The following is a 17,895-nucleotide window of genomic DNA, read 5'->3' as shown; positions in this document are numbered from 1 at the left end:
GCACAACACCGTGTCGATGTTCATCGGGACCATCCCGATGGGCCTGGCGACGATCATCAATGGCTGCCTCGCTTTCGGGATCGCGCGGTTCGGTAACGGCATCGTGCCGGTCGCGCATGGCTTGTGGTGGATCGACGTCGCCATGTCGCTCGCATGCGGCGTGCTGATCCCGTATCTGATGTTCACCCGCCACGAGCACAGCCTGGACGGCATGACCGCGGTATGGCTGCTGCCGGTCGTCGCTGCCGAAGTGGCGGGTGCCAGCGGCGGGCTGCTCGCGCCGCATCTGACCGATCCCCACGCGCAGATCGTGACCCTTGCGACATCCTATGTGCTGTGGGCATATTCGGTGCCGGTCGCGTTCGGCATCCTCGCCATCCTGATCCTGCGCATGGCGCTCCACAAGCTGCCGCATGAGAGCATGGCGGCATCCTCCTGGCTCGCGCTGGGGCCGATCGGCACCGGGGCGCTGGGCATGCTGGTGCTCGGGGCCGATGCGCCGGCGATCCTCGCGGCGCACGGGCTGGCCGGTGTCGGTAGCGTCGCACAAGGGATCGGCGTCGTCGCCGGGCTCTGCCTGTGGGGTTTCGGCCTTTGGTGGCTGGCGCTCGCGACGCTCATCACCATCCGCTACTGGCGCGCCGGCGTCCCGTTCAACCTTGGCTGGTGGGGCTATACCTTCCCGCTCGGCGTCTACACCGTCGCCACCTTCCGGCTCGGCGCGACGCTGAACCTCGGCTTCTTCGGTATGGTCGGCACGGTGCTGACGATCGCGCTCGCGGCGATGTGGCTGCTGGTTGGCGCCAAGACGCTCGCTGGGGCCTGGCGCGGCAACCTGTTCGTCTCCCCCTGCATCGCCACCCCGAACTGATCCGCCGTGATGATCGGATCAGTCGGTCCGATCACTTGCGAAACGCCCCTTCGATCCGCCAGCGTGGCTGGCCACAGGAGAGCCTTGTCATGGACAATTTCGATGCCGGGCTGGCGAGTGAGACCAGCCGTCGCCGCTTTCTCAGGCACGCCGCGCTCGGCACCGCCGGCCTTGCCGCTGCACCTGCGCTGGCGCAGCAGCTCGTCGACCTGAAGCTGCCCGGCGGGAATGCCGAGCGGCCGATGACCAGCGCCTTTCCCGGCAAGAACAGCATGATCCTCCAGCGCGTCCATCCGCCTTTGCTGGAGACGCCGATGGAGGTGTTCGACAAGTCGGTGTTCACCCCCAACGACCAGTTCTTCGTCCGCTGGCACTGGGCCGATATCCCGACCTCGATCGATGTCGAGACTTTCCGCCTCAACGTCTTCGGCCACGTCAACCGGCCGCTGTCGATCAGCCTCGCCCAACTGCTGCGCCTGCCACGGGCCGAGATGGCGGCGGTGAACCAATGCTCGGGCAACAGCCGTGGGCTTTTCCAGCCGCGCGTCGCCGGCGCGCAATGGGGCAACGGCGCAATGGGCAATGCTAAATGGCTCGGCGTGCGCCTGCGCGACGTGCTCGACCTCGCAGGCGTCAAGGCAGGCGCGGTGCAGGTGCGCTTCGGCGCGCTCGATCAGCCGGTCGTGGCGGGCGCCCCTGACTTCGAGAAGGCGCTCGATATCGACCATGCCCGCGACGGTGAGGTGATGATCGCCTTCGGCATGAACGGCGAGCAGCTGCCGCTCCTCAACGGCTTTCCCTGCCGGCTGATCGTGCCGGGCTGGTATTCGACCTATTGGGTCAAGATGCTGAACGCGATCGAGGTGCTGCCCGGCCCCGACGACCAGTATTGGATGGCCAAGGCCTACAAGATCCCTGCGACACCCGGGGCGAATGTCGCGCCCGGTGCCAAGGACTTTCCGACCGTCCCCATCAACCGAATGATCCCGCGCAGCTGGATGACCAGCCTGCCTGATGGTCAGGCGATCGCCTATGAGGCGTCGATTCCGATCGGCGGGATCGCCATGGGCGGCGACTGCGGCGTCGCCAAGGTCGATGTGTCGTCGGACGGTGGCCGCACCTGGTACAGGACGACCCTCGGCGCGGACGAGGGCAGGTACAGCTTCCGGCGCTGGGACGGTCGCGTGCCGCTGAGACGCGGGCCTAACCCTATCATGGTGCGCTGCTGGAACACCAACGGTGTCGCCCAGCCGATGAAGCCGATCTGGAACCCCGGCGGGTTCATGCGCGGCAACATCGAGACCACCACCATCATCGCGGCCTGAGGAGCGAGCAATCCATGAAGACCCCGTCTCCCGGCGTCATGGCCGCGGGCCTGATCGGCCTAACCGGTATCATCCTTGTCGCGATCGGCGCGCCGAGCAGCCGCAAGGCACCTGCCGCGATCTCCGAGACGTCCGAGCCGGCACCCCCCGCCAACGTGTCGGCGCGTGGCTTCTCGCTTGCCTCGACTAGCGTCGACCTGCCGGTCGACGACGCTACCTATCCCGATGGTCCGCACGCCGATGTCATCAACGCCAACTGCACCTCGTGCCACTCGGCCAGCATGGCGCTGACCCAGCCTGCGTTATCAGCGGACCAGTGGAAGGCGACCGTCACCAAGATGCGTGAGGTGTACAAGGCACCGGTGGCCGAGAAGGACATTGACGCGATCGTCGCCTATCTCATCGCTATGCCGAGCCAGAAGGCGGCACCCGCGACCGGGAGGGCGCAGGACCCTGACCCCAAGGCGGCTCCCGATGTCTCAGGTGGAACCGGCTAAGCGAGCCTTCTCGAAAACCCCAAAATACCATACTTTGAGAGAGTTGGCGGATCAGCGAACAGGGCTGGGGCTCAGCACCATCTCCGCTGCCAACATGAATGGATGGCAGAAGGTGGGGAACCTAAAAGAGGCCGCGAATGACCGAATGTGGGTCCTCGGCACGAGAGGGCAAGGAGCGGCAAGCGCCCAGTTGCGGACATTCGCAAGCGTGTTAGGATTCCTGCATGCCATCCCCGCTCAAGCTGCTAGTGGCGGCCCAGGCCGCGTTCTGGGCTTGGACGTGTTGGAGAACATCTGCTCGTGCACGAGAGCTGATGGCCGAGACGGCGCCATCGAAGCCAATATCATATGTAGCCGGACATTGGTTGTTGGCCGCCATTTTAGCGGCTTTCGCCGTCGGCAGCTTTCTGGCTCTCTTCGGCTTGAGTTAAACGTCCTCTTTCCGGCCATTAGCGGACATCGCGGCGGAGGGAGCCTCCGCCGCGGTCATCCGGCGAGAAGGTCCGCTACCGCCCGATTATGTTGAAAAAGGCCGGCTTGGAGTGGTCTCGGTGGTCTGATTCAATCCCCGAGAGGTGAGCGGAGACGGGCCGATGATGGGCGAGCGAACGGTGGCGCAGGAGGCGCTGTTCTACAGCTTCAGCCTGGAGCGGCACGTGCCGGCGGACCATCTGCTGCGCTCGATCGACCGGTTCGTGGACCTGTCGGGCATTCGCGAGGAGCTGAAGCCTTTCTACAGCGAGACGGGTCGTCCCTCGATCGACCCGGAGTTGATGATCCGGATGCTCATCATCGGCTATTGCATGGGCGTCCGGTCCGAGCGTCGGCTGTGCGACGAGGTGCATCTGAACCTGGCCTATCGCTGGTTCTGCCGCCTGGGGCTGGACGGCGACGTGCCCGACCACTCGACCTTCTCGAAGAACCGGCACGGGCGCTTCCGCGACAGCGGCCTGTTACGCCGATTGTTCGAGACGACGGTCGCGCGCTGCATGGCCGAGGGGCTGGTCGGGGGTGAAGGGTTTGCGGTCGATGCCAGCCTCATCCGCGCCGATGCGAATCGTCAGACCGGTGGCCCAGGCAGTGACGGCTTGGCACCGGACGCCGACAGCCGTGCCGTCCGCGAGTATCTGGCCGTTCTCGACGATGCCGCGTTCGGTGCAGCGACACCTGTGGTGCCGAAGTATCTGGCGCCGGCCGATCCGGCATCGCGCTGGACCAGCGCGCATCGCGGGCCGGCCTTCTACGCCTACTCGACTAACTACCTCATCGACCTCGACCACGCCGTCATCATGGACGTGGAAGCGAGCACCGCCGTGCGCCAGGCCGAGGTGACCGCGTGCAAACGCATGATCGCGCGGGTGCAGGACCGCTTCGGCGTCTGGCCCGAGCGGCTGGCCGCCGACACCGCCTACGGCTCGGCGGAGATGCTCGCCTGGCTGGTCCATGAGCGTGACATCCAGCCGCACATCCCGGTGTTCGATAAGTCCGCCCGCCGCGACGGCACGTTTGAGCGCGATGCCTTCACCTACGACCATGACGACGACAGCTACGTCTGCCCTGGCGGCAAGCGCCTGCGCCCCAGGAACCGCGACTTCTCGACCGCCCGGAGCGATGTCGGGCAGGACGGCTTCATCCGCTATCGCGCGCGACAGCAGGATTGCGGCGGCTGCGCCCTGCGGCAACGCTGCACGCCCAACATGCCGGCGCGCAAGGTCACCCGCTCGATCCACGAAGGGGCTCGCGATCTCGCCCGCGACATCGCCACCACCGACGCCTACGTCACCTCGCGTCGCCAGCGAAAGAAGGTCGAGATGCTGTTCGCGCACCTCAAACGCATCCTGAAGCTCGACCGATTGCGCCTGCGCGGCCCGAACGGTGCCAGGGACGAGTTTCACATGGCAGCCGCCGCCCAGAACCTTCGCAAGATGGCCAAGCTCATCCCGATGCCGACACAGCCACTACCCGCCTGAGCCGGTCGGCGCTGTGCAGCGCAACTCAACCGCCGCTTGCCTCCGGCCGACACCCCGACTTCTTCAACACAATCGCCCAAACTTAGACGCTCAGGCAGGCAACCTGTTTTCCCGAAATCGGCCATTGGTTCAGCCCGACCATTCCCGTTTCCCCATCCTCGAATGCCAATTTCGGGAAAGAGCAATTGGGAACATATTTCGGGAAAGCCGATGCCTCCGACGCCTCTCGGCATGGTGAGAAAGGCTATTTCCCGCTACGGGTTCCTTTTTGAGAAAGGTCGATCACGGCTTTTGGCTGCTGCTGACAACTCGTCCCCAGCGACCATAGCGGCGCGGGTTTGTGACACCTCGAAACACAAGGAAGACCGACTTTGTGGAGGTAGCTTCAAAACCGGACGGCTGTGAAACCCGCCCTTGTCGATGCTTATCTCTTTTCGCAAATTTCTGAGTGTATTATATCCGGATAGGGGCGCTTCCCCACTCCGGGGAACCATGTCCGTCTCGACCGCCTTGCTCAATCGACTGCGCGACCTGACCATCGCCCGTCCCCGCCCCAAGCCGCTTCGCTACGGGCTGACGGTTCTGGCGATCGCGGTGGTCGCATTCGTACAGGTCGCTCTCTTCGGATCGTCGGCACCTTGGTTCCTCTACACGCCGGCGGTCGTACTGCTCGCGCTATTCCTCGGCCCCGGTCCCGGTGTCCTGGCCACTGTCCTGTCCGCGCTCGGCGCGGGACTGGTGGTGGCGCGGACCGATCTGCCGCTGTTGCTCACGCCCGTCCATTGGGGCGCTTCCGTCATTTTCCTGCTGACCACGCTTGGGCTGGTCGTGCTGGTTGAGGCGCTGCGCACGGCGCTTCTTGATGCCGATCGACTACGCGAACAGCGTGAGAAGGCGTTGGTCGTTACGGCCGAGCGTGAGGCTTTCCTGTTGGGCGTGCTCGGCAGCTCGACCGACTGCATCAAGGTGCTCGATCTCGACGGCAAGCTGACCTTCATGAGCGAAGGCGGCCAGCAGGTTATGGAGATCAGCGACTTCAACGACGTAGCCGGCTGCTCTTGGCCCGACTTCTGGCAGGACGCCGGCAACGTGGAAGCGAAGGCGGCGGTCGAGGCGGCTGGCAGGGGTGAGGCGCGCAGCTTTATCGGTAAGGCCGACACCTATCGGGGCACGCCCAAATGGTGGCACGTCGCAGTCAGCCCGATCGCGGGGCCAGAGGGGCGTCCAGACCGCATCCTGTCCGTCTCGCGAGATATTACCGAGCTGCGCGCCAGTGAGGAGGAACGTGGCCGCTTCGTGCGCCTGGCCGAGAACAGCACCGATTTCGTCGGCATGGCCCGCACCGATGGCAGCGTGTTTTACATGAACGATGCCGCCAAGCGGTTGGTCGGCCTGGAAGATGCCGACATAACCCGGCTTACCATCGCCGACTTCTTCCCGCCCGAGCAGGTTGAGACGATCGCGCGCGAGGTTCTGCCTGCAGTGGGCCGTGATGGGCATTGGGCGGGTGAGCTGGACTTCCGGCACTTCCGTACCGGCGACTTGATCCCTGTTCTCTACTCCGTCTTCCCGATCACCGACGCCGATGGCACGCTGATCGGCTACGGCACCGTCACTCGCGACTTCCGCGAGCGCCGGCGTACCGAAGACGACATGCGGCTGATGAACGGCGAGCTGGCGCACCGCCTCAAGAACGTGCTGGCCGTCGTCCAGTCGATCGCCTCGCAGACGCTGCGCACCGCCCCTGACACCGAAACGGCCAGCCACAATCTCGGTGCGCGCTTGGTGGCGCTTGGAGCCGCAACCGACGTGCTGACCGGTAACTCATGGCGTTCAGCCGATCTGCACGAGGTAGCAACGCGCGCGCTGGCGCCGCATGGCAGCATCGGCGAGCGCATTCTGCTTGACGGTCCCGCCGTAACTCTCAAGCCTGAGGTGACGGTCGCCTTTGCGCTGGCGCTGCATGAGCTTGCAACCAACGCCGCCAAATATGGGGCGCTGGCGAACAGCACCGGTACGGTGGCACTCGAATGGAGTGTCATGGGGCAAGGCAATGACGCCATCCTGTCGATAGCCTGGCGCGAACAAGGCGGACCGCTGGTTTCGCCCCCAACCCGCAAGGGCTTTGGCTCGACCCTGATCGAGCGGTCGTTGCGCTCCTACTTTCGCGGCAAGGCCGCAACCGACTACCGGCCGGAGGGTTTGGTGTTTGAATTGGAAGCGCGGCTGGGAGACGCCGCAACAGTGAACGAGTAGACGGCGTGGGACAGAGCAAGCCGATCGGCAGCAACACCATTCTGATTGTGGAAGGCGAGGCGCTGGTGCGGTTCGACATGACCGCTTTTTTCGAGGAGCGCGATTGGCGCGTGTTAGAGGCGGAGGACGCGGATCAGGCGATGTCCGTTCTCGACCAGCATACCGACATTCGCGTGGTGCTGATCGACGCGACCGTGAGCGGTCGCATGGATGGGCTGAAGCTTGCTTACTACGTGCGCGAACGCTTTCCGCCGACGCTGTTGTTCATCGTGTCCGGTCAGGCCCCGGTGCCGCAGGAAGCCCTTCCGCAGCGGGCGACATTCCTACCAAAGCCGTTCGATCTTTACCGTGTGCTGCGTCAAATCGAGCAAAGTCCTGTCACTCCGTAATCACCGCCTTCGTTGCGTGCGCTATCCCCGGTTGCAAATCGAACCGAGCCGCGATCGTATTCCCAATTGATGCCATTGTTGCGGTTTCAAAAAGGCTCGAGCTTTCCCAAAATTGGATCGTTTGCGGGAAGGCGGTCAGTTGGCTTGACAGGCCCCCAAATGGTCAAGGGCGGTCTCGACGGCCGCCAAGATGTCAGCCCCGACGCGCATAATCGGTAGCGGCGGATCGCCGATCGGCAGCGAGAGCCGGCTGGCGATGGCGTACATGAGGCGGAGGCTGCCGTGTGCCTTGAACAGCGACCATAGGGGCGAGAACGCTGCGTCGATCGCCGCAGCTTCGTCGCTATCGTCGTTCTGTGCTGCACGGGTCAGCCGCAGCGCCGGTTCCGGCAGCAGGCCGGCGATCACGCTGTACCAGGCATCGCCCCCCGCCAGGAGCGACGGAGCCGCACCCCAATCGCCGCTGTAGCCGATCGCGAACGCCTCAGGTGTCGTGGCGCGAAGTCGCGCCAGCTCGCCGGCATAGTCCTCGCCGGCCGGCAGCGGCATCTTGATCGCGGCGATGCCCGGCAGCGCGGCCAGCTCGCCAATCAGCGCGTCGGAGAAGCTGAAATTGGTTGTGCCGGGATTGTTATAGATGCACAGCGGCAGCGGCGTGGTGCCGGCGACCGCACGGTAGTGTGCCGCGGCCTCGCCATCCGTCAGCGCCGCATAGGATACCGGCGCGAGCAGAAGGCCCGATGCGCCGGCCTGTTCTGCGTCGTGGGCGAGGTCGATCGCCCAGCTTGTGCGGAGCGCGCCGATGCCGACGATCAGCGGCACCCGCCCATCGGCCGCCTCTATCGCGGCGGCTACGGCGCGGCGACGTTGGGTGCGATCGAGGTAGGCGTAGATGCCGGTGCTGCCGAGCAGGCCGATCGAGTCCACGCCCGCCGCCACCAAGCGCTCGACCAAGATGCCGAGCATCGCGGTATCGACCACCCCATCGCCATCGGCCGGGGTCAGCGGAAAGGCCGACAGGCCGGTGAATAGCTGGGACACAAACGCGCCTTTCGGATCAGCGGAGGGTGAGGAGTTTCATGCCGGCTCCGGCGAACACCACAGCCAGCGTTCCCTCGATCCAGCGGCGCGCGCGCGCATAGCCGCGCACCATCGGGGCGGTGGAGAACAGCAGAGCATAGCCACCGAACAGCATGGCGCCGAGCGCGACGCAGCCGAGGAAGGCCGCCACCACCCGCCCGGTGGCAGCGTGCGGGCCGACGCCGAGCGTCATGATCGCGAGCCAGGATAGCACCGACTTGGGATTGCCGAGGTGCATGAGGACGCCGCGCCGGTAGAGTGCGCTCGCGCCCGGACGTTCGCGTGATGCGGGCACCGCTGCATCGTCACCACACAGCGCCGCTCGCGCCGACTTGAACGCCAGCCAGATCAGGTAAAGGCCGCCCGCGACCTTGAGGATGACGAGCGCCTGCGCGTAGCGCGTCAGCAACGCGGAGAGGCCGGTTGCGGCGATCAGGCCCCAGGCGAACGACATGGTGACGACGCCGGCCGCCAACGCGAGCGCGGGGCGACGCCCCTGCCCCATGGCGACGTTCATGATCGCCATCGTGCTCGGGCCGGGACTGCCCGCCGCGATCACATAGGCGACATAGACCAGCAGCAGCTCCTTCATCGTTCATCCCCCTACGGCGTCGCGAGCTTCATCATGACGAGCCCGCTCAGGATCAACAGCGCAGCGATCAGCCGCATCGCATTGGCCGGCTCTCCAAGGACCAAGATGCCGACCGCGAACGCACCGATGGCACCGATCCCGGTCCAGACCATGTAGGCGGTGCCAAGCGGCAGCGAGCGCATCGACCAGGAGAGCAGCGCAAGGCTCAGCACTACCCCGGCAACGGCGATGGTGCTCGGCACGATCCTTGTGAAGCCGTGCGAATGCTTCATCGCGAACGCCCACACAACCTCGAACAATCCTCCGACGACAAGCACGACCCACGCCACAGCAGCCTCCACGATGATGAGCTGCCGGGCCGTCCCGGTCTTGATACCCCATGAGCGGAGGCGGGAACGTCGTCGCCGCTGCCGCGAACGTAGCCATTACCACCTTTTGAGAGAATGTTGTTTAACTACATCGAATGAAGCATAGCTTCATGATGCTGGATTACGCCTCGATCGCCGCTGTCTCCGCCATAGTGCGCGAGGGCACGTTCGAGCGGGGTGCCGCTTCGCTTGGCATCACTCCGTCCGCCATCTCGCAGCGTGTGCGCGGGCTGGAAGAACGGCTGGGCGCGATCCTGATCGTCCGCGGCCAGCCGTGCGAGCCGACCGAGCTGGGCCGCACGCTCTGCGCGCACCTCGATCGCGTCCGCCTCCTCGAACATGACCTCGCCCCGTCGCTCGGCCGCGGTGCGGCCGAAGCCGGCGCGCCGGTGACGCTTCGCATTGCCGTCAACTCCGACAGTCTACCGACATGGTTTCCGGCCGCCATCGCCGCCTTCGACCCCGACCCGGCTATCACGCTCGACCTGACGCTCGATGACGAGGCGCGGACGGCCGACCGGCTCCGCGCCAATGAGGTGTTGGCGGCGGTCACCGACGATCCCGAGCCGGTCCAGGGCTGCAAGACCATCCCGCTCGGGGCCCTCCGTTATGCTGCGTGCGCTACCCCGGCGTACCTCGCGCGCTATTTCGGCGACGGGGTAACGGCCGACAGCCTCGTACGTGCACCGCACATCCGCTTCGACCGGCACGACGCCATGCAGGCCCGGTGGGCGCGGGCGGCACACGGCATCGACCTTGCCAGCCCCGTCCATTGGGTGCCTTCGACCCACGGCCTGCTCGACTTCATCCTTGCCGGCATCGGATGGGGCATGAAGCCGGTGCAGCTCGTGGAGGAGCATCTGGCATCGGGGCGGCTCGTTGAGCTGCAGCCCGCCCTCCGCCTCGACGTGAAGCTCTATTGGACCGTGGCTCGGCTCCACGCCGCTACACTCCGCCATCTCACCACCGCCATTTGTGCAGTCGCTGCTCGCGAGCTGACGTGAAGCGAGGCTTCACGCCAGTAAGAGGGATGAGTTTCACTTACCGGCGGTCAGGCACCAGATAAGGGACGACCCGCAACGGCCAGCACCATCGTCTTGGAGGTATCCATGCCCGCAACCCTGTCCCATGCAGTTCGGAACTCCCCAGGTGCACGATCGCAGCCAACCCCATCGCACACCGCCCAGCGCGGCGGCTTGTGGCAGATGATGTTGCAGGCCTCCGTGGTGGCCGTCCGCCACCACTACGCCGCCCCTTGGCTTGTCGGCGTTCGTCGCTGACCATCGATCCGGAAGCGCCGCCCATGTTCCCGCAACCGACCATCGACCCTGCCATGGCGCCGATCGCGCCGGGGTTTCGGGCGGCAAACCTATTCGTTGATGCGCACGGTGCAGCGCCGGCTGCGCTTGATCCCGCTATTCTGGCGGGTGCGTGCCGCACCGTTCGGGAAGGTGGCCCGGCATGGGCCGAGGCGCACCTTGCGAGCTGGGCGGAGGTCTATGTCAGCTTCGGTGCCAAACCCAACCGCACGCCCTGTTCCGCGCAGGCGCTCCGCAAGCGCGTCCTGAAGGACGGCAGCTTGCCGGCGATCAACCCCGTGGTCGATCTCTATAATGCCGTGAGCTTGCTCTTTGCCGTGCCCGTGGGAGGCGAGAACATTGACGCCTATGCCGGCGCACCGCGGCTCACGGTCGCCGACGGCAGCGAGCCGTTCGACACGATCGCCAATGGCGAGCCTGCGATCGAGCATCCCACCCCCGGCGAGGTGATTTGGCGTGACGACGTGGGCGTGACGTGCCGGCGTTGGAACTGGCGACAGGGAGCCCGCACCCGGCTCGACACCTTCACCGGGCGCATGTGGTTCGTGCTGGAAAGCCTCGACGCCATGCCGATCGAGGCATTGGACGATGCTGCGACGTGTCTTGAGCTGGGGCTTCGTACGCTGATCCCCGGTTGCTCCATCATCCGCGAAACGCTCGCGGTCGAATGACCGTCATCACGCAATTAAGCAGGAGAGAGGCATGAAGATCGAGACGATCGCGGTTCATTCCGGCCGCCAGGTGGACCAGGCTACCGGCGCGGTCAGCGCGCCCCTTCACCTGTCCACCACCTTCGAGCGCGACGCCGATGGCGGCTTCTCCCGCGGGTTCGAGTATAGCCGGGACGACAACCCCAACCGCCGCTCGCTCGAAACCGCGCTCGCGGCGCTGGAAGGCGGCGAGGCCGCGGTCGCCTATTCGTCGGGCATGGCCGCGATTTCGGCGTCGATCGAGGCGTTGCGTCTCGATCATCCCGGCCGGCTTGTGCTGCCAAGAAATATGTATTTCGGCGTTCGCTCCTTCCTTACCGACACCGCGTTCGGCCGCTCGCTCGAAACGATCGTGGTCGATATGGCCGACCATGCCGCCATCGAGGCGGCGTGCCGCGACGGCGTGCCCGGCATCGTCTGGATCGAGACGCCTTCCAACCCGCTGGTCAGCATCGTCGATGTCGCCGCGGTGACGACGATCGCCGAGGCCGCCGGGTTCGCCACCGTCGCCGACAACACGTGGGCGACGCCGGTTCTGCAACGCCCGTTCGAGCAGGGGGTGGACGTGATCGTCCACTCGCTGACCAAGTATATCGGCGGGCATAGCGACGTGATGGCCGGTGCCGCGATCGTGCGGGAGGCCGGCGCGCATCTTGACGAGCTGCGCGCCATCCAGCGTCACCGCGGCGTATTGGCGTCCACCTTCGATAGCTGGCTGGCGTTGCGCGGGATTGCGACGCTGCCGACCCGGATGCGCGCTCATAGCGCCACCGCCCTCACGGTCAGTCGCTACCTCGAAGGGCATCTAGCCGTCGCCAGGGTCCACTATCCGGGCCTGCCCTCGCACCCCGGCCATGAGGTCGCCTCCCAGCAGATGCGCGAGTTCGGGGGCATGGTGTCGTTCGAGGTGCATGGCGGACGTGACGAGGCGATGGCGGTTGCCGCGGCGCTGACCATCTTCACCCGCGCGACCAGCCTTGGCGGTAATCACAGCCTGGTCGAGCATCGCGCCTCGGTCGAAGGCCCGGCGACCACCGCGCCGGAGTCATTGCTTCGCGTCTCGATCGGGCTCGAACATGGCGATGATCTAATCGCCGATTTGGCCCAGGCGCTCGATAGCATCGCCAAGCCCGGTGCGTAGCTCGTTTCACCGGCATGGTGGTGGGCAACCGTTAGCTGGGTTCGGCGATGTAGCGAGGTTTGGGAAAGCCGCACCTTTCCCAATGAACCATCGTTTTCGGGAAAAGGCTGTGCCGCGTGATGTCGGCTATCGCTCTCGGCGTTCCCGTAAGCAGACGTTCCGCTTTCCTGCCAAACCCCGACACTCACAGCTTCGGGTTGGGTGACACGACCTTGGCTCTTACAGCGCCCCTCACGGCCTCGTAGGCGCGCTCCAAGCCATGCCGCCGCCCTAAGGCCACCTCGGCGCTCAACGCCTCCTAGAAGGCCCTGAGGAGCGCCTTGTCCACGCCCAGGCCCATGAGGCACCTGAGGGCCAGCCTGAGCCCAGCCTCCTCCTCGGGCCTATGCTCGATCGCCTCTCGCAGGATGTCCAAGATAGCTCGATGACGACTCGACGGGCCTTGAGGGACATGCTGCACACAAGGAACACACCAAGAACATACGGGCAAGCGCTTTGAGGCGATGAGGGGAGACGCTATGCGCTGACCGGGCGGCGGGGGATCGTTGGTGGACTTGCAGGCACTTAAGGCGCGGCTTCCTCTCTTCGGTGTGATCGGGGGGGCGTCTGCCGTCATTTTCCCGATCACGATGGACCATAGCCCATCCGAGGTGGCCCAGTCCGTCAAGAGCTGGGCGCCGCTCTTCTACGCAGTCGGGGGGCTCTTGCTGCTCTACGCCTACACGGTGCTCGTGTACCGAAAAGGCCGAGCGAGCGTGAACGTCGCGCCAGCGCCTTCACCAGCCCAAGCCGGTCGTGCAGCCCTGCCAATCGGCGAGTTGATCTACACCGCCAACGAGATAGCGACCATCGTGACGGAGCGGGGCAACATGCGGCTCCAAGCCTATGAAGCGCTCCTGCCTCGCCTAGAGCGTAGTCACCCCGCGTGGCATGACGAGATGGTCCACGCGGATCGCAACCTGTTCTTGGCCGCCGTGCGTCGTGTCCGCGACCTCAGGGTCATCAATGGTCCAGGATGGCGTGCCGGACCGTACGCGGCGGGCGACCTCACGGAAGCCGAGCGCGACGAGGTCGTCGGAATAGTTGAGGGGATGCGTGCGGGGCTCGTGACGGGCCTCAAGGGGCTGGAAGGCGCTTGAGGTGCCGGCTAGTCGCTGCCGCTTTTCTTTCCCGGCCCGAACTCCACCCGCACGCCCACGCCTGCGCCTCCGACCGCACCTATGGTAACGCCAGGCGCAAGTTGAAGACGAAGCGGCGTGCTCAAGATGCTCCTCGGCTCGGGGAGGTCCGGCAGAGGGCGTAGGCGGAACTGCTCCTGATCGGCTCGACCACAGACAACGACCTCGCCGCTCGCGGTTGCCGGGCATCGTGTTGCTGTGGCCTTGAGCCTGTCCGGGACCTGGAGGAGACCAGCAGGCCTCGCCGGCCCTGAAGGCACCGGAGCGGCCATCTCGGTAGCGACTTGCTGTGCATCCATCACGCATCGTCTCCCGAGCAGGAGGATGGGACCTGATTGTGTCCGACGGCTCTGTCAAAGCTAATGCACCTGCGGCCCTCAGCGGGGTAGGAGAGGAGCATGCCCCGCCCGCGCAAGCCAACCAGTCCGTTCCGCTACTTCAACTCGTCGCCCGAGGTGATCCGGCTCGTGGTGTTGATGTACGTGCGCTTCCCTCTGTCGCTGCGGAACGTGGAGGACCTGCTGTTCGAGCGTGGCATCGACATCTGCCACGAGACGGTGAGGCTGTGGTGGAACAGGTTTGGTCCGCTGTTCGCGGGCGAGGTGCGGCGCCAGCGGGTGAGCCGGATGCGCGGCTTCCGCCATTGGCGCTGGCACCTGGACGAGATGTACGTGAAGCTGAACGGTGAGATGGTCTACCTGTGGCGTGCGGTCGATCACGAAGGCGAGATCCTGGAGAGCTACGTCACCAAGACCCGCGACAAGAACGCAGCGCTCGCCTTCATGAAGAAGGCGCTTAAGCGCCACGGCTCGCCTGACGCGATCACCACCGACGGGCTGCGCTCCTACGGTGCGGCGCTGAAAGAAATCGGCAGCCGCGAAAAGCAGGAGGTGGGTCGCTGGGCCAACAACCGCGGAGAACTCGCACCTGCCGTTCAGGCGACGAGAGCGAGCGATGCTGCGGTTCCGCCAGATGCGAACGTTACAGAAGTTCGCCTCAGTCCACGCCAACGTCCACAACCACTTCAACCACGAACGCCATCTCGTCGACCGCCAGACATACAAGCAGCGCCGCTCCGCGGCGCTCGCAGCGTGGCAGGCGCTCGCCAGCTGACCCGTCGCCTACGAAGCCGGAGGTGCATCGTGTAGAGACGAGTTCGCATTAGACTGACAGAACCCAAAATCTCGCTACGATGTCCGAGTTGATACGCTGGCAGCCTTGATCTGAAACGACGGCCTCCGCCGCGCACCCGCTTAATCGCCTCAAATATGGCCGGCGACCTGCGCTGCAATTCGCTCGTATCCGCCCGCCTCATACCCGGCTAAGGCTATGCATGTCCGGAAGTCCGGGGGGACGGCCAGGCTATTGGAAGGGGCGGGAATTGCCACAGAGTCAGGCTGCGCGTCGTGCAGGCGCGCTACGAGAATTGGCGGTGCTCGACACTCCCGAAGAGCAGGCGTTCGACGACATCGTGTTCATTGCGTCGCGGACGTGTGACACGCCAATCGCGCTTATCAGTCTCCTCGATCATGACCGGCAATGGTTCAAGGCGCGCGTCGGCCTGGACGTGGGCGAAACCGAGATCGCCCAGTCAATGTGCCAGATCGACATCGACGAAGCTGACATGCTGGTCATTCCTGATCTGACGCGCGATCCCCGCACCGCCACGAACCCGCTGGTGACTGGTGAGCGGGCGTTCGGCTTCTACGCTGGCACCCCGCTGGTCCTGCGCTCCGGTGTCGTCGTCGGACGGCTATGCGTGATCGATACGGAACCGCGCCCGGAAGGCCTGACGCCCGAACAGTTGACGCTCCTGCGCGCGCTCGGACGGCAGGTGTCCGATCAGCTCGATCTTCGACGCGCCGCGCAGATCAGCGCCCGCCTGCTGGATCTGCAATCCGCGCTGATTGAAATCGGCGAGCGCATCCGGGCCAGCGAGGAGGCAGTCGAGATGACTGCCGCCGCGGCTGCCGTCGTTGGCCGCGTCCTTCAGGTGGAGCGAGCGAGCTTCGGCGTGGTCGATCCCGACGTGGAGATCGTCGATGTGGAAGCGGATTGGACCGCGCCGGGCGTCGCCAGCATCGCCGGGCGTCACCGCTTCGCGGATTACGGCGCTTTGCGCGCCGATCTGGTAGCCGGCGAACCATTGGTCATCGAGGACGTGGCTACCGATCATCGCACCTCGGCCAATACCGCTGCGATGCACGCACTCGATATCGGCGCGCTGGTGAACATGCCGGTTCGGGAACGCGGGCGCACGGTCGCCATCTTCATCGTCAATGCCGCACGACCACGGACATGGACGCCCGACGAACTGCTGTTCCTGCGCAGCGTCGCGGACCGGCTCGAGGCAGGCGTCGCGCGCCTGCGTGCCGAGCAGCAGCAGATTGTACTCAATGGCGAAATCAGCCATCGCCTGAAGAACATGCTTTCGATGGTTCAGGCGATCGCCAGCCAGACGCTGCGCGCCGTATCCGAGCGCGAGCCCGTGGAGAGTTTCGAGCGCCGCTTGGTCGCGCTGAGCGCCGCGCATGACGTCCTGCTTCAGAAGAGCTGGAAGGACGCGGACCTGCAGACCGTGGCCGAGGCGGTGGTGGAAACGGTCGGCTTCGGCGAGCGCGTGACCCTCGATGGTCCTTCGGTGCCGCTGGGCGCGCGCGCCGCGCTCTCCTTTTCGCTCGTCATTCACGAGCTGATGACGAATGCGTGCAAATATGGCTCGCTCTGTATGGAGGGCGGACACGTCGAACTCACATGGATCATCGAGGGCAGCGGCCCGACCGCGTCGCTAATCGTTCGCTGGCGCGAGCGTGGCGGTCCGCCGGTCGTCGCGCCGAGCCGGAAAGGCTTCGGCTCCAAGCTGATACGGCTCGGCCTGACTGGAACGGGCGGAACCGAACTCCGTTATGAACCCGATGGATTCGAGGCCGACCTGCGGGCCTCCGTCGAGCATCTGGCACAGGCGTAGCAGGAACCGATGACCAATTCCGATCAAGGCTCCATACCGATCGTCCTCGTCGTCGAGGACGAACCGCTGCTGCGGCTGTTCGCGGCCCAGGTGGTGGAGGATGCCGGTTACGAACCGGTGGAAGCGGCGAATGCTGCCGAGGCGATCGCAATCTTGGAGAGCAGGCCGGACATCCGGATCGTCTTCACCGATATCGACATGCCCGGCGGGCTGGACGGCATCAAACTGGCCGCGTGCATCCGCGACCGTTGGCCGCCGATCAAGATCATCATGACATCAGGGAAGCCCTTGCCGCCGCGGACGGTTATGCCAGCGGAGACGGTGTTCTTTGCGAAACCGTACCGGCAAGACCGCGTGATCGCCTCGCTTCATACGTTAGCCGCGTAAGATTCCCTTAGGGTCAGGACCCATTGATGTGAGCGTCGCGATCTGATTCAGGCTCCGCGAGGAGACCGGGATGAGCGACCTGTTTTGGCTGACGGACAAGCAGATCGAGCGGCTGCGGCCGTTCTTTCCCAAGAGCCACGGCAAGCCGCGGGTCGATGACCGGCGGGTGCTGAGCGGCATCGTGTTCGTCAACCGCAACGGGCTGCGCTGGCGCGATGCACCCAGCGCCTACGGGCCCCACAAGACGCTCTACAACCGCTGGAAGCGTTGGGGCGAGGCGGGCGTGTTCACGCGAATGATGGAGGGTCTGGCTGCGGTCGGCGCCGAGCCAAAGACGGTCATGATCGACGCGACGTATCTCAAGGCGCACCGCACGGCTTCGAGTCTGCGGGTTAAAAAGGGGATTTCGGCCGCCTGATCGGGCGCACCAAAGGCGGCATGAATACCAAGCTCCACGCCGTTGCCGATGCGAACGGCCGCCCCTTGAGCTTCTTCATGACCGCCGGCCCGGTCAGCGACTACACCGGCGCGGCAGCGCTACTGGATGATTTGCCAAAAGCGCAGTGGCTGCTCGGCGACCGCGGCTACGACGCCGATTGGTTCAGGGACGCGCTCGAGGCCAAAGGCATCCAGCCCTGCATTCCGGGCCGGCGATCACGCAACGAGCCGGTCAGATACGACAAGCGTCGCTACCGGCGCCGCAGCCGCATCGAGATCATGTTCGGCCGCCTCAAAGATTGGCGGCGGGTTGCCACTCGCTACGATCGCTGCCCCACGACCTTCTTCGCTGCCGTCGCCCTCGCTGCCACCGTCATCTTCTGGCTGTGATCAACGAGTCCTGACC

General features: G+C 65.3%; 16 protein-coding genes and 1 pseudogene. 14 read left to right on the top strand and 3 right to left on the bottom strand.

The annotated features are described in order from the left end of the window. The 6 genes from QBJ89_RS15725 to QBJ89_RS15700 form a co-directional block, all read left to right on the top strand. A partial coding sequence (locus tag QBJ89_RS15725; RefSeq protein ID WP_277981421.1) for a TDT family transporter occupies positions 1 to 871 on the top strand: 871 nt, incomplete at its 5' end. Positions 872 to 960: 89 nt separating this feature from the next. Further along, positions 961 to 2,196: a molybdopterin-dependent oxidoreductase gene (locus tag QBJ89_RS15720; protein ID WP_277981420.1), complete on the top strand. Its 1,236-nt coding sequence runs from the start codon at positions 961 to 963 to the stop codon at positions 2,194 to 2,196. A 14-nt stretch (positions 2,197 to 2,210) separates the two neighbouring features. Beyond that, positions 2,211 to 2,693 carry a c-type cytochrome gene (locus QBJ89_RS15715; RefSeq protein WP_277981419.1) on the top strand — a complete coding sequence of 161 codons (483 nt, stop codon included), beginning with the start codon at positions 2,211 to 2,213 and terminating at the stop codon, positions 2,691 to 2,693. A gap of 593 nt (positions 2,694 to 3,286) precedes the next feature. Then, the gene (locus tag QBJ89_RS15710) at positions 3,287 to 4,663 is read left to right on the top strand and encodes an IS1182 family transposase (protein WP_277981418.1); all 1,377 of its coding nucleotides are present in this window, start codon (positions 3,287 to 3,289) and stop codon (positions 4,661 to 4,663) included. A gap of 492 nt (positions 4,664 to 5,155) precedes the next feature. Further along, a complete protein-coding gene (locus QBJ89_RS15705) occupies positions 5,156 to 6,919 on the top strand; it encodes a PAS domain-containing protein (RefSeq protein ID WP_277981417.1) in 1,764 nt (587 codons plus the stop codon). A gap of 5 nt (positions 6,920 to 6,924) precedes the next feature. Beyond that, the gene (locus QBJ89_RS15700; RefSeq protein WP_277981416.1) at positions 6,925 to 7,308 is read left to right on the top strand and encodes a response regulator; all 384 of its coding nucleotides are present in this window, start codon (positions 6,925 to 6,927) and stop codon (positions 7,306 to 7,308) included. A gap of 135 nt (positions 7,309 to 7,443) precedes the next feature. On the opposite strand, the gene QBJ89_RS15695 is transcribed toward QBJ89_RS15700, so the two are convergent. Genes QBJ89_RS15695 through sugE form a run of 3 tightly spaced genes read right to left on the bottom strand, consistent with a single transcriptional unit; the run spans position 7,444 to position 9,309 of the window. Next, on the bottom strand, positions 7,444 to 8,349 hold the full coding sequence (locus QBJ89_RS15695; protein ID WP_277981415.1) for a dihydrodipicolinate synthase family protein: 906 nt from the start codon (positions 8,347 to 8,349) through the stop codon (positions 7,444 to 7,446). A gap of 16 nt (positions 8,350 to 8,365) precedes the next feature. After that, positions 8,366 to 8,980, bottom strand: a complete 615-nt coding sequence (locus QBJ89_RS15690) for a LysE family translocator (protein WP_277981414.1) — start codon at positions 8,978 to 8,980, stop codon at positions 8,366 to 8,368. 11 nt (positions 8,981 to 8,991) lie between these two features. After that, the gene (sugE, locus tag QBJ89_RS15685) at positions 8,992 to 9,309 is read right to left on the bottom strand and encodes a quaternary ammonium compound efflux SMR transporter SugE (RefSeq protein ID WP_277981413.1); all 318 of its coding nucleotides are present in this window, start codon (positions 9,307 to 9,309) and stop codon (positions 8,992 to 8,994) included. A 149-nt stretch (positions 9,310 to 9,458) separates the two neighbouring features. On the opposite strand from sugE, the gene QBJ89_RS15680 reads away from it, so the two are divergent. The 8 genes and pseudogenes from QBJ89_RS15680 (at position 9,459) to QBJ89_RS15645 (ending at position 17,879) form a co-directional block, all read left to right on the top strand. Further along, entirely contained in the window at positions 9,459 to 10,352 is an 894-nt protein-coding gene (locus tag QBJ89_RS15680) for a LysR family transcriptional regulator ArgP (RefSeq protein WP_277981412.1), read from the top strand. Between the two features lie 299 nt (positions 10,353 to 10,651). After that, complete coding sequence (locus tag QBJ89_RS15675; RefSeq protein WP_277981411.1) at positions 10,652 to 11,338, top strand: B3/B4 domain-containing protein; 687 nt, start codon at positions 10,652 to 10,654, stop codon at positions 11,336 to 11,338. Between the two features lie 31 nt (positions 11,339 to 11,369). After that, the gene (locus QBJ89_RS15670; RefSeq protein WP_277981410.1) at positions 11,370 to 12,518 is read left to right on the top strand and encodes a trans-sulfuration enzyme family protein; all 1,149 of its coding nucleotides are present in this window, start codon (positions 11,370 to 11,372) and stop codon (positions 12,516 to 12,518) included. Positions 12,519 to 13,066: 548 nt separating this feature from the next. Beyond that, positions 13,067 to 13,657 carry a hypothetical protein gene (locus QBJ89_RS15665; protein ID WP_277981409.1) on the top strand — a complete coding sequence of 197 codons (591 nt, stop codon included), beginning with the start codon at positions 13,067 to 13,069 and terminating at the stop codon, positions 13,655 to 13,657. A 437-nt stretch (positions 13,658 to 14,094) separates the two neighbouring features. Continuing rightward, positions 14,095 to 14,809: pseudogene (locus QBJ89_RS15660) on the top strand (IS6 family transposase). A gap of 319 nt (positions 14,810 to 15,128) precedes the next feature. Further along, the gene (locus tag QBJ89_RS15655; protein ID WP_277981408.1) at positions 15,129 to 16,664 is read left to right on the top strand and encodes a sensor histidine kinase; all 1,536 of its coding nucleotides are present in this window, start codon (positions 15,129 to 15,131) and stop codon (positions 16,662 to 16,664) included. Positions 16,665 to 16,673: 9 nt separating this feature from the next. Beyond that, complete coding sequence (locus tag QBJ89_RS15650; protein WP_277981407.1) at positions 16,674 to 17,051, top strand: response regulator; 378 nt, start codon at positions 16,674 to 16,676, stop codon at positions 17,049 to 17,051. 70 nt (positions 17,052 to 17,121) lie between these two features. Continuing rightward, positions 17,122 to 17,879, top strand: a protein-coding gene (locus QBJ89_RS15645) for an IS5 family transposase (protein WP_277981406.1) whose coding sequence is annotated in 2 segments (ribosomal slippage) — positions 17,122 to 17,455 and positions 17,455 to 17,879 — 759 coding nt in all. Because the reading frame shifts where the segments join, the coding sequence is not laid out codon by codon here. The last annotated feature ends 16 nt before the right edge of the window (positions 17,880 to 17,895 follow it).

Origin of the sequence: Sphingomonas phyllosphaerae, assembly GCF_029623345.1 — a bacterium.
GTDB classification, from domain to species: domain Bacteria; phylum Pseudomonadota; class Alphaproteobacteria; order Sphingomonadales; family Sphingomonadaceae; genus Sphingomonas; species Sphingomonas phyllosphaerae_C.
The sequence above is the reverse complement of the archived record's forward strand: the minus strand, read 5'-3'. Positions and strand labels throughout refer to the sequence as shown.

What these genes read in the sequence shown, in the direction of transcription:
- QBJ89_RS15650 (WP_277981407.1), top strand. Translation starts at nt 16,674, where the DNA reads ATGACCAATTCCGATCAAGGCTCCATACCGATCGTCCTCGTCGTCGAG.
- QBJ89_RS15690 (WP_277981414.1), bottom strand. Translation starts at nt 8,980, where the DNA reads ATGAAGGAGCTGCTGCTGGTCTATGTCGCCTATGTGATCGCGGCGGGC.
- QBJ89_RS15705 (WP_277981417.1), top strand. Translation starts at nt 5,156, where the DNA reads ATGTCCGTCTCGACCGCCTTGCTCAATCGACTGCGCGACCTGACCATC.
- QBJ89_RS15675 (WP_277981411.1), top strand. Translation starts at nt 10,652, where the DNA reads ATGTTCCCGCAACCGACCATCGACCCTGCCATGGCGCCGATCGCGCCG.
- QBJ89_RS15710 (WP_277981418.1), top strand. Translation starts at nt 3,287, where the DNA reads ATGATGGGCGAGCGAACGGTGGCGCAGGAGGCGCTGTTCTACAGCTTC.
- QBJ89_RS15720 (WP_277981420.1), top strand. Translation starts at nt 961, where the DNA reads ATGGACAATTTCGATGCCGGGCTGGCGAGTGAGACCAGCCGTCGCCGC.
- QBJ89_RS15715 (WP_277981419.1), top strand. Translation starts at nt 2,211, where the DNA reads ATGAAGACCCCGTCTCCCGGCGTCATGGCCGCGGGCCTGATCGGCCTA.
- QBJ89_RS15670 (WP_277981410.1), top strand. Translation starts at nt 11,370, where the DNA reads ATGAAGATCGAGACGATCGCGGTTCATTCCGGCCGCCAGGTGGACCAG.
- QBJ89_RS15680 (WP_277981412.1), top strand. Translation starts at nt 9,459, where the DNA reads ATGATGCTGGATTACGCCTCGATCGCCGCTGTCTCCGCCATAGTGCGC.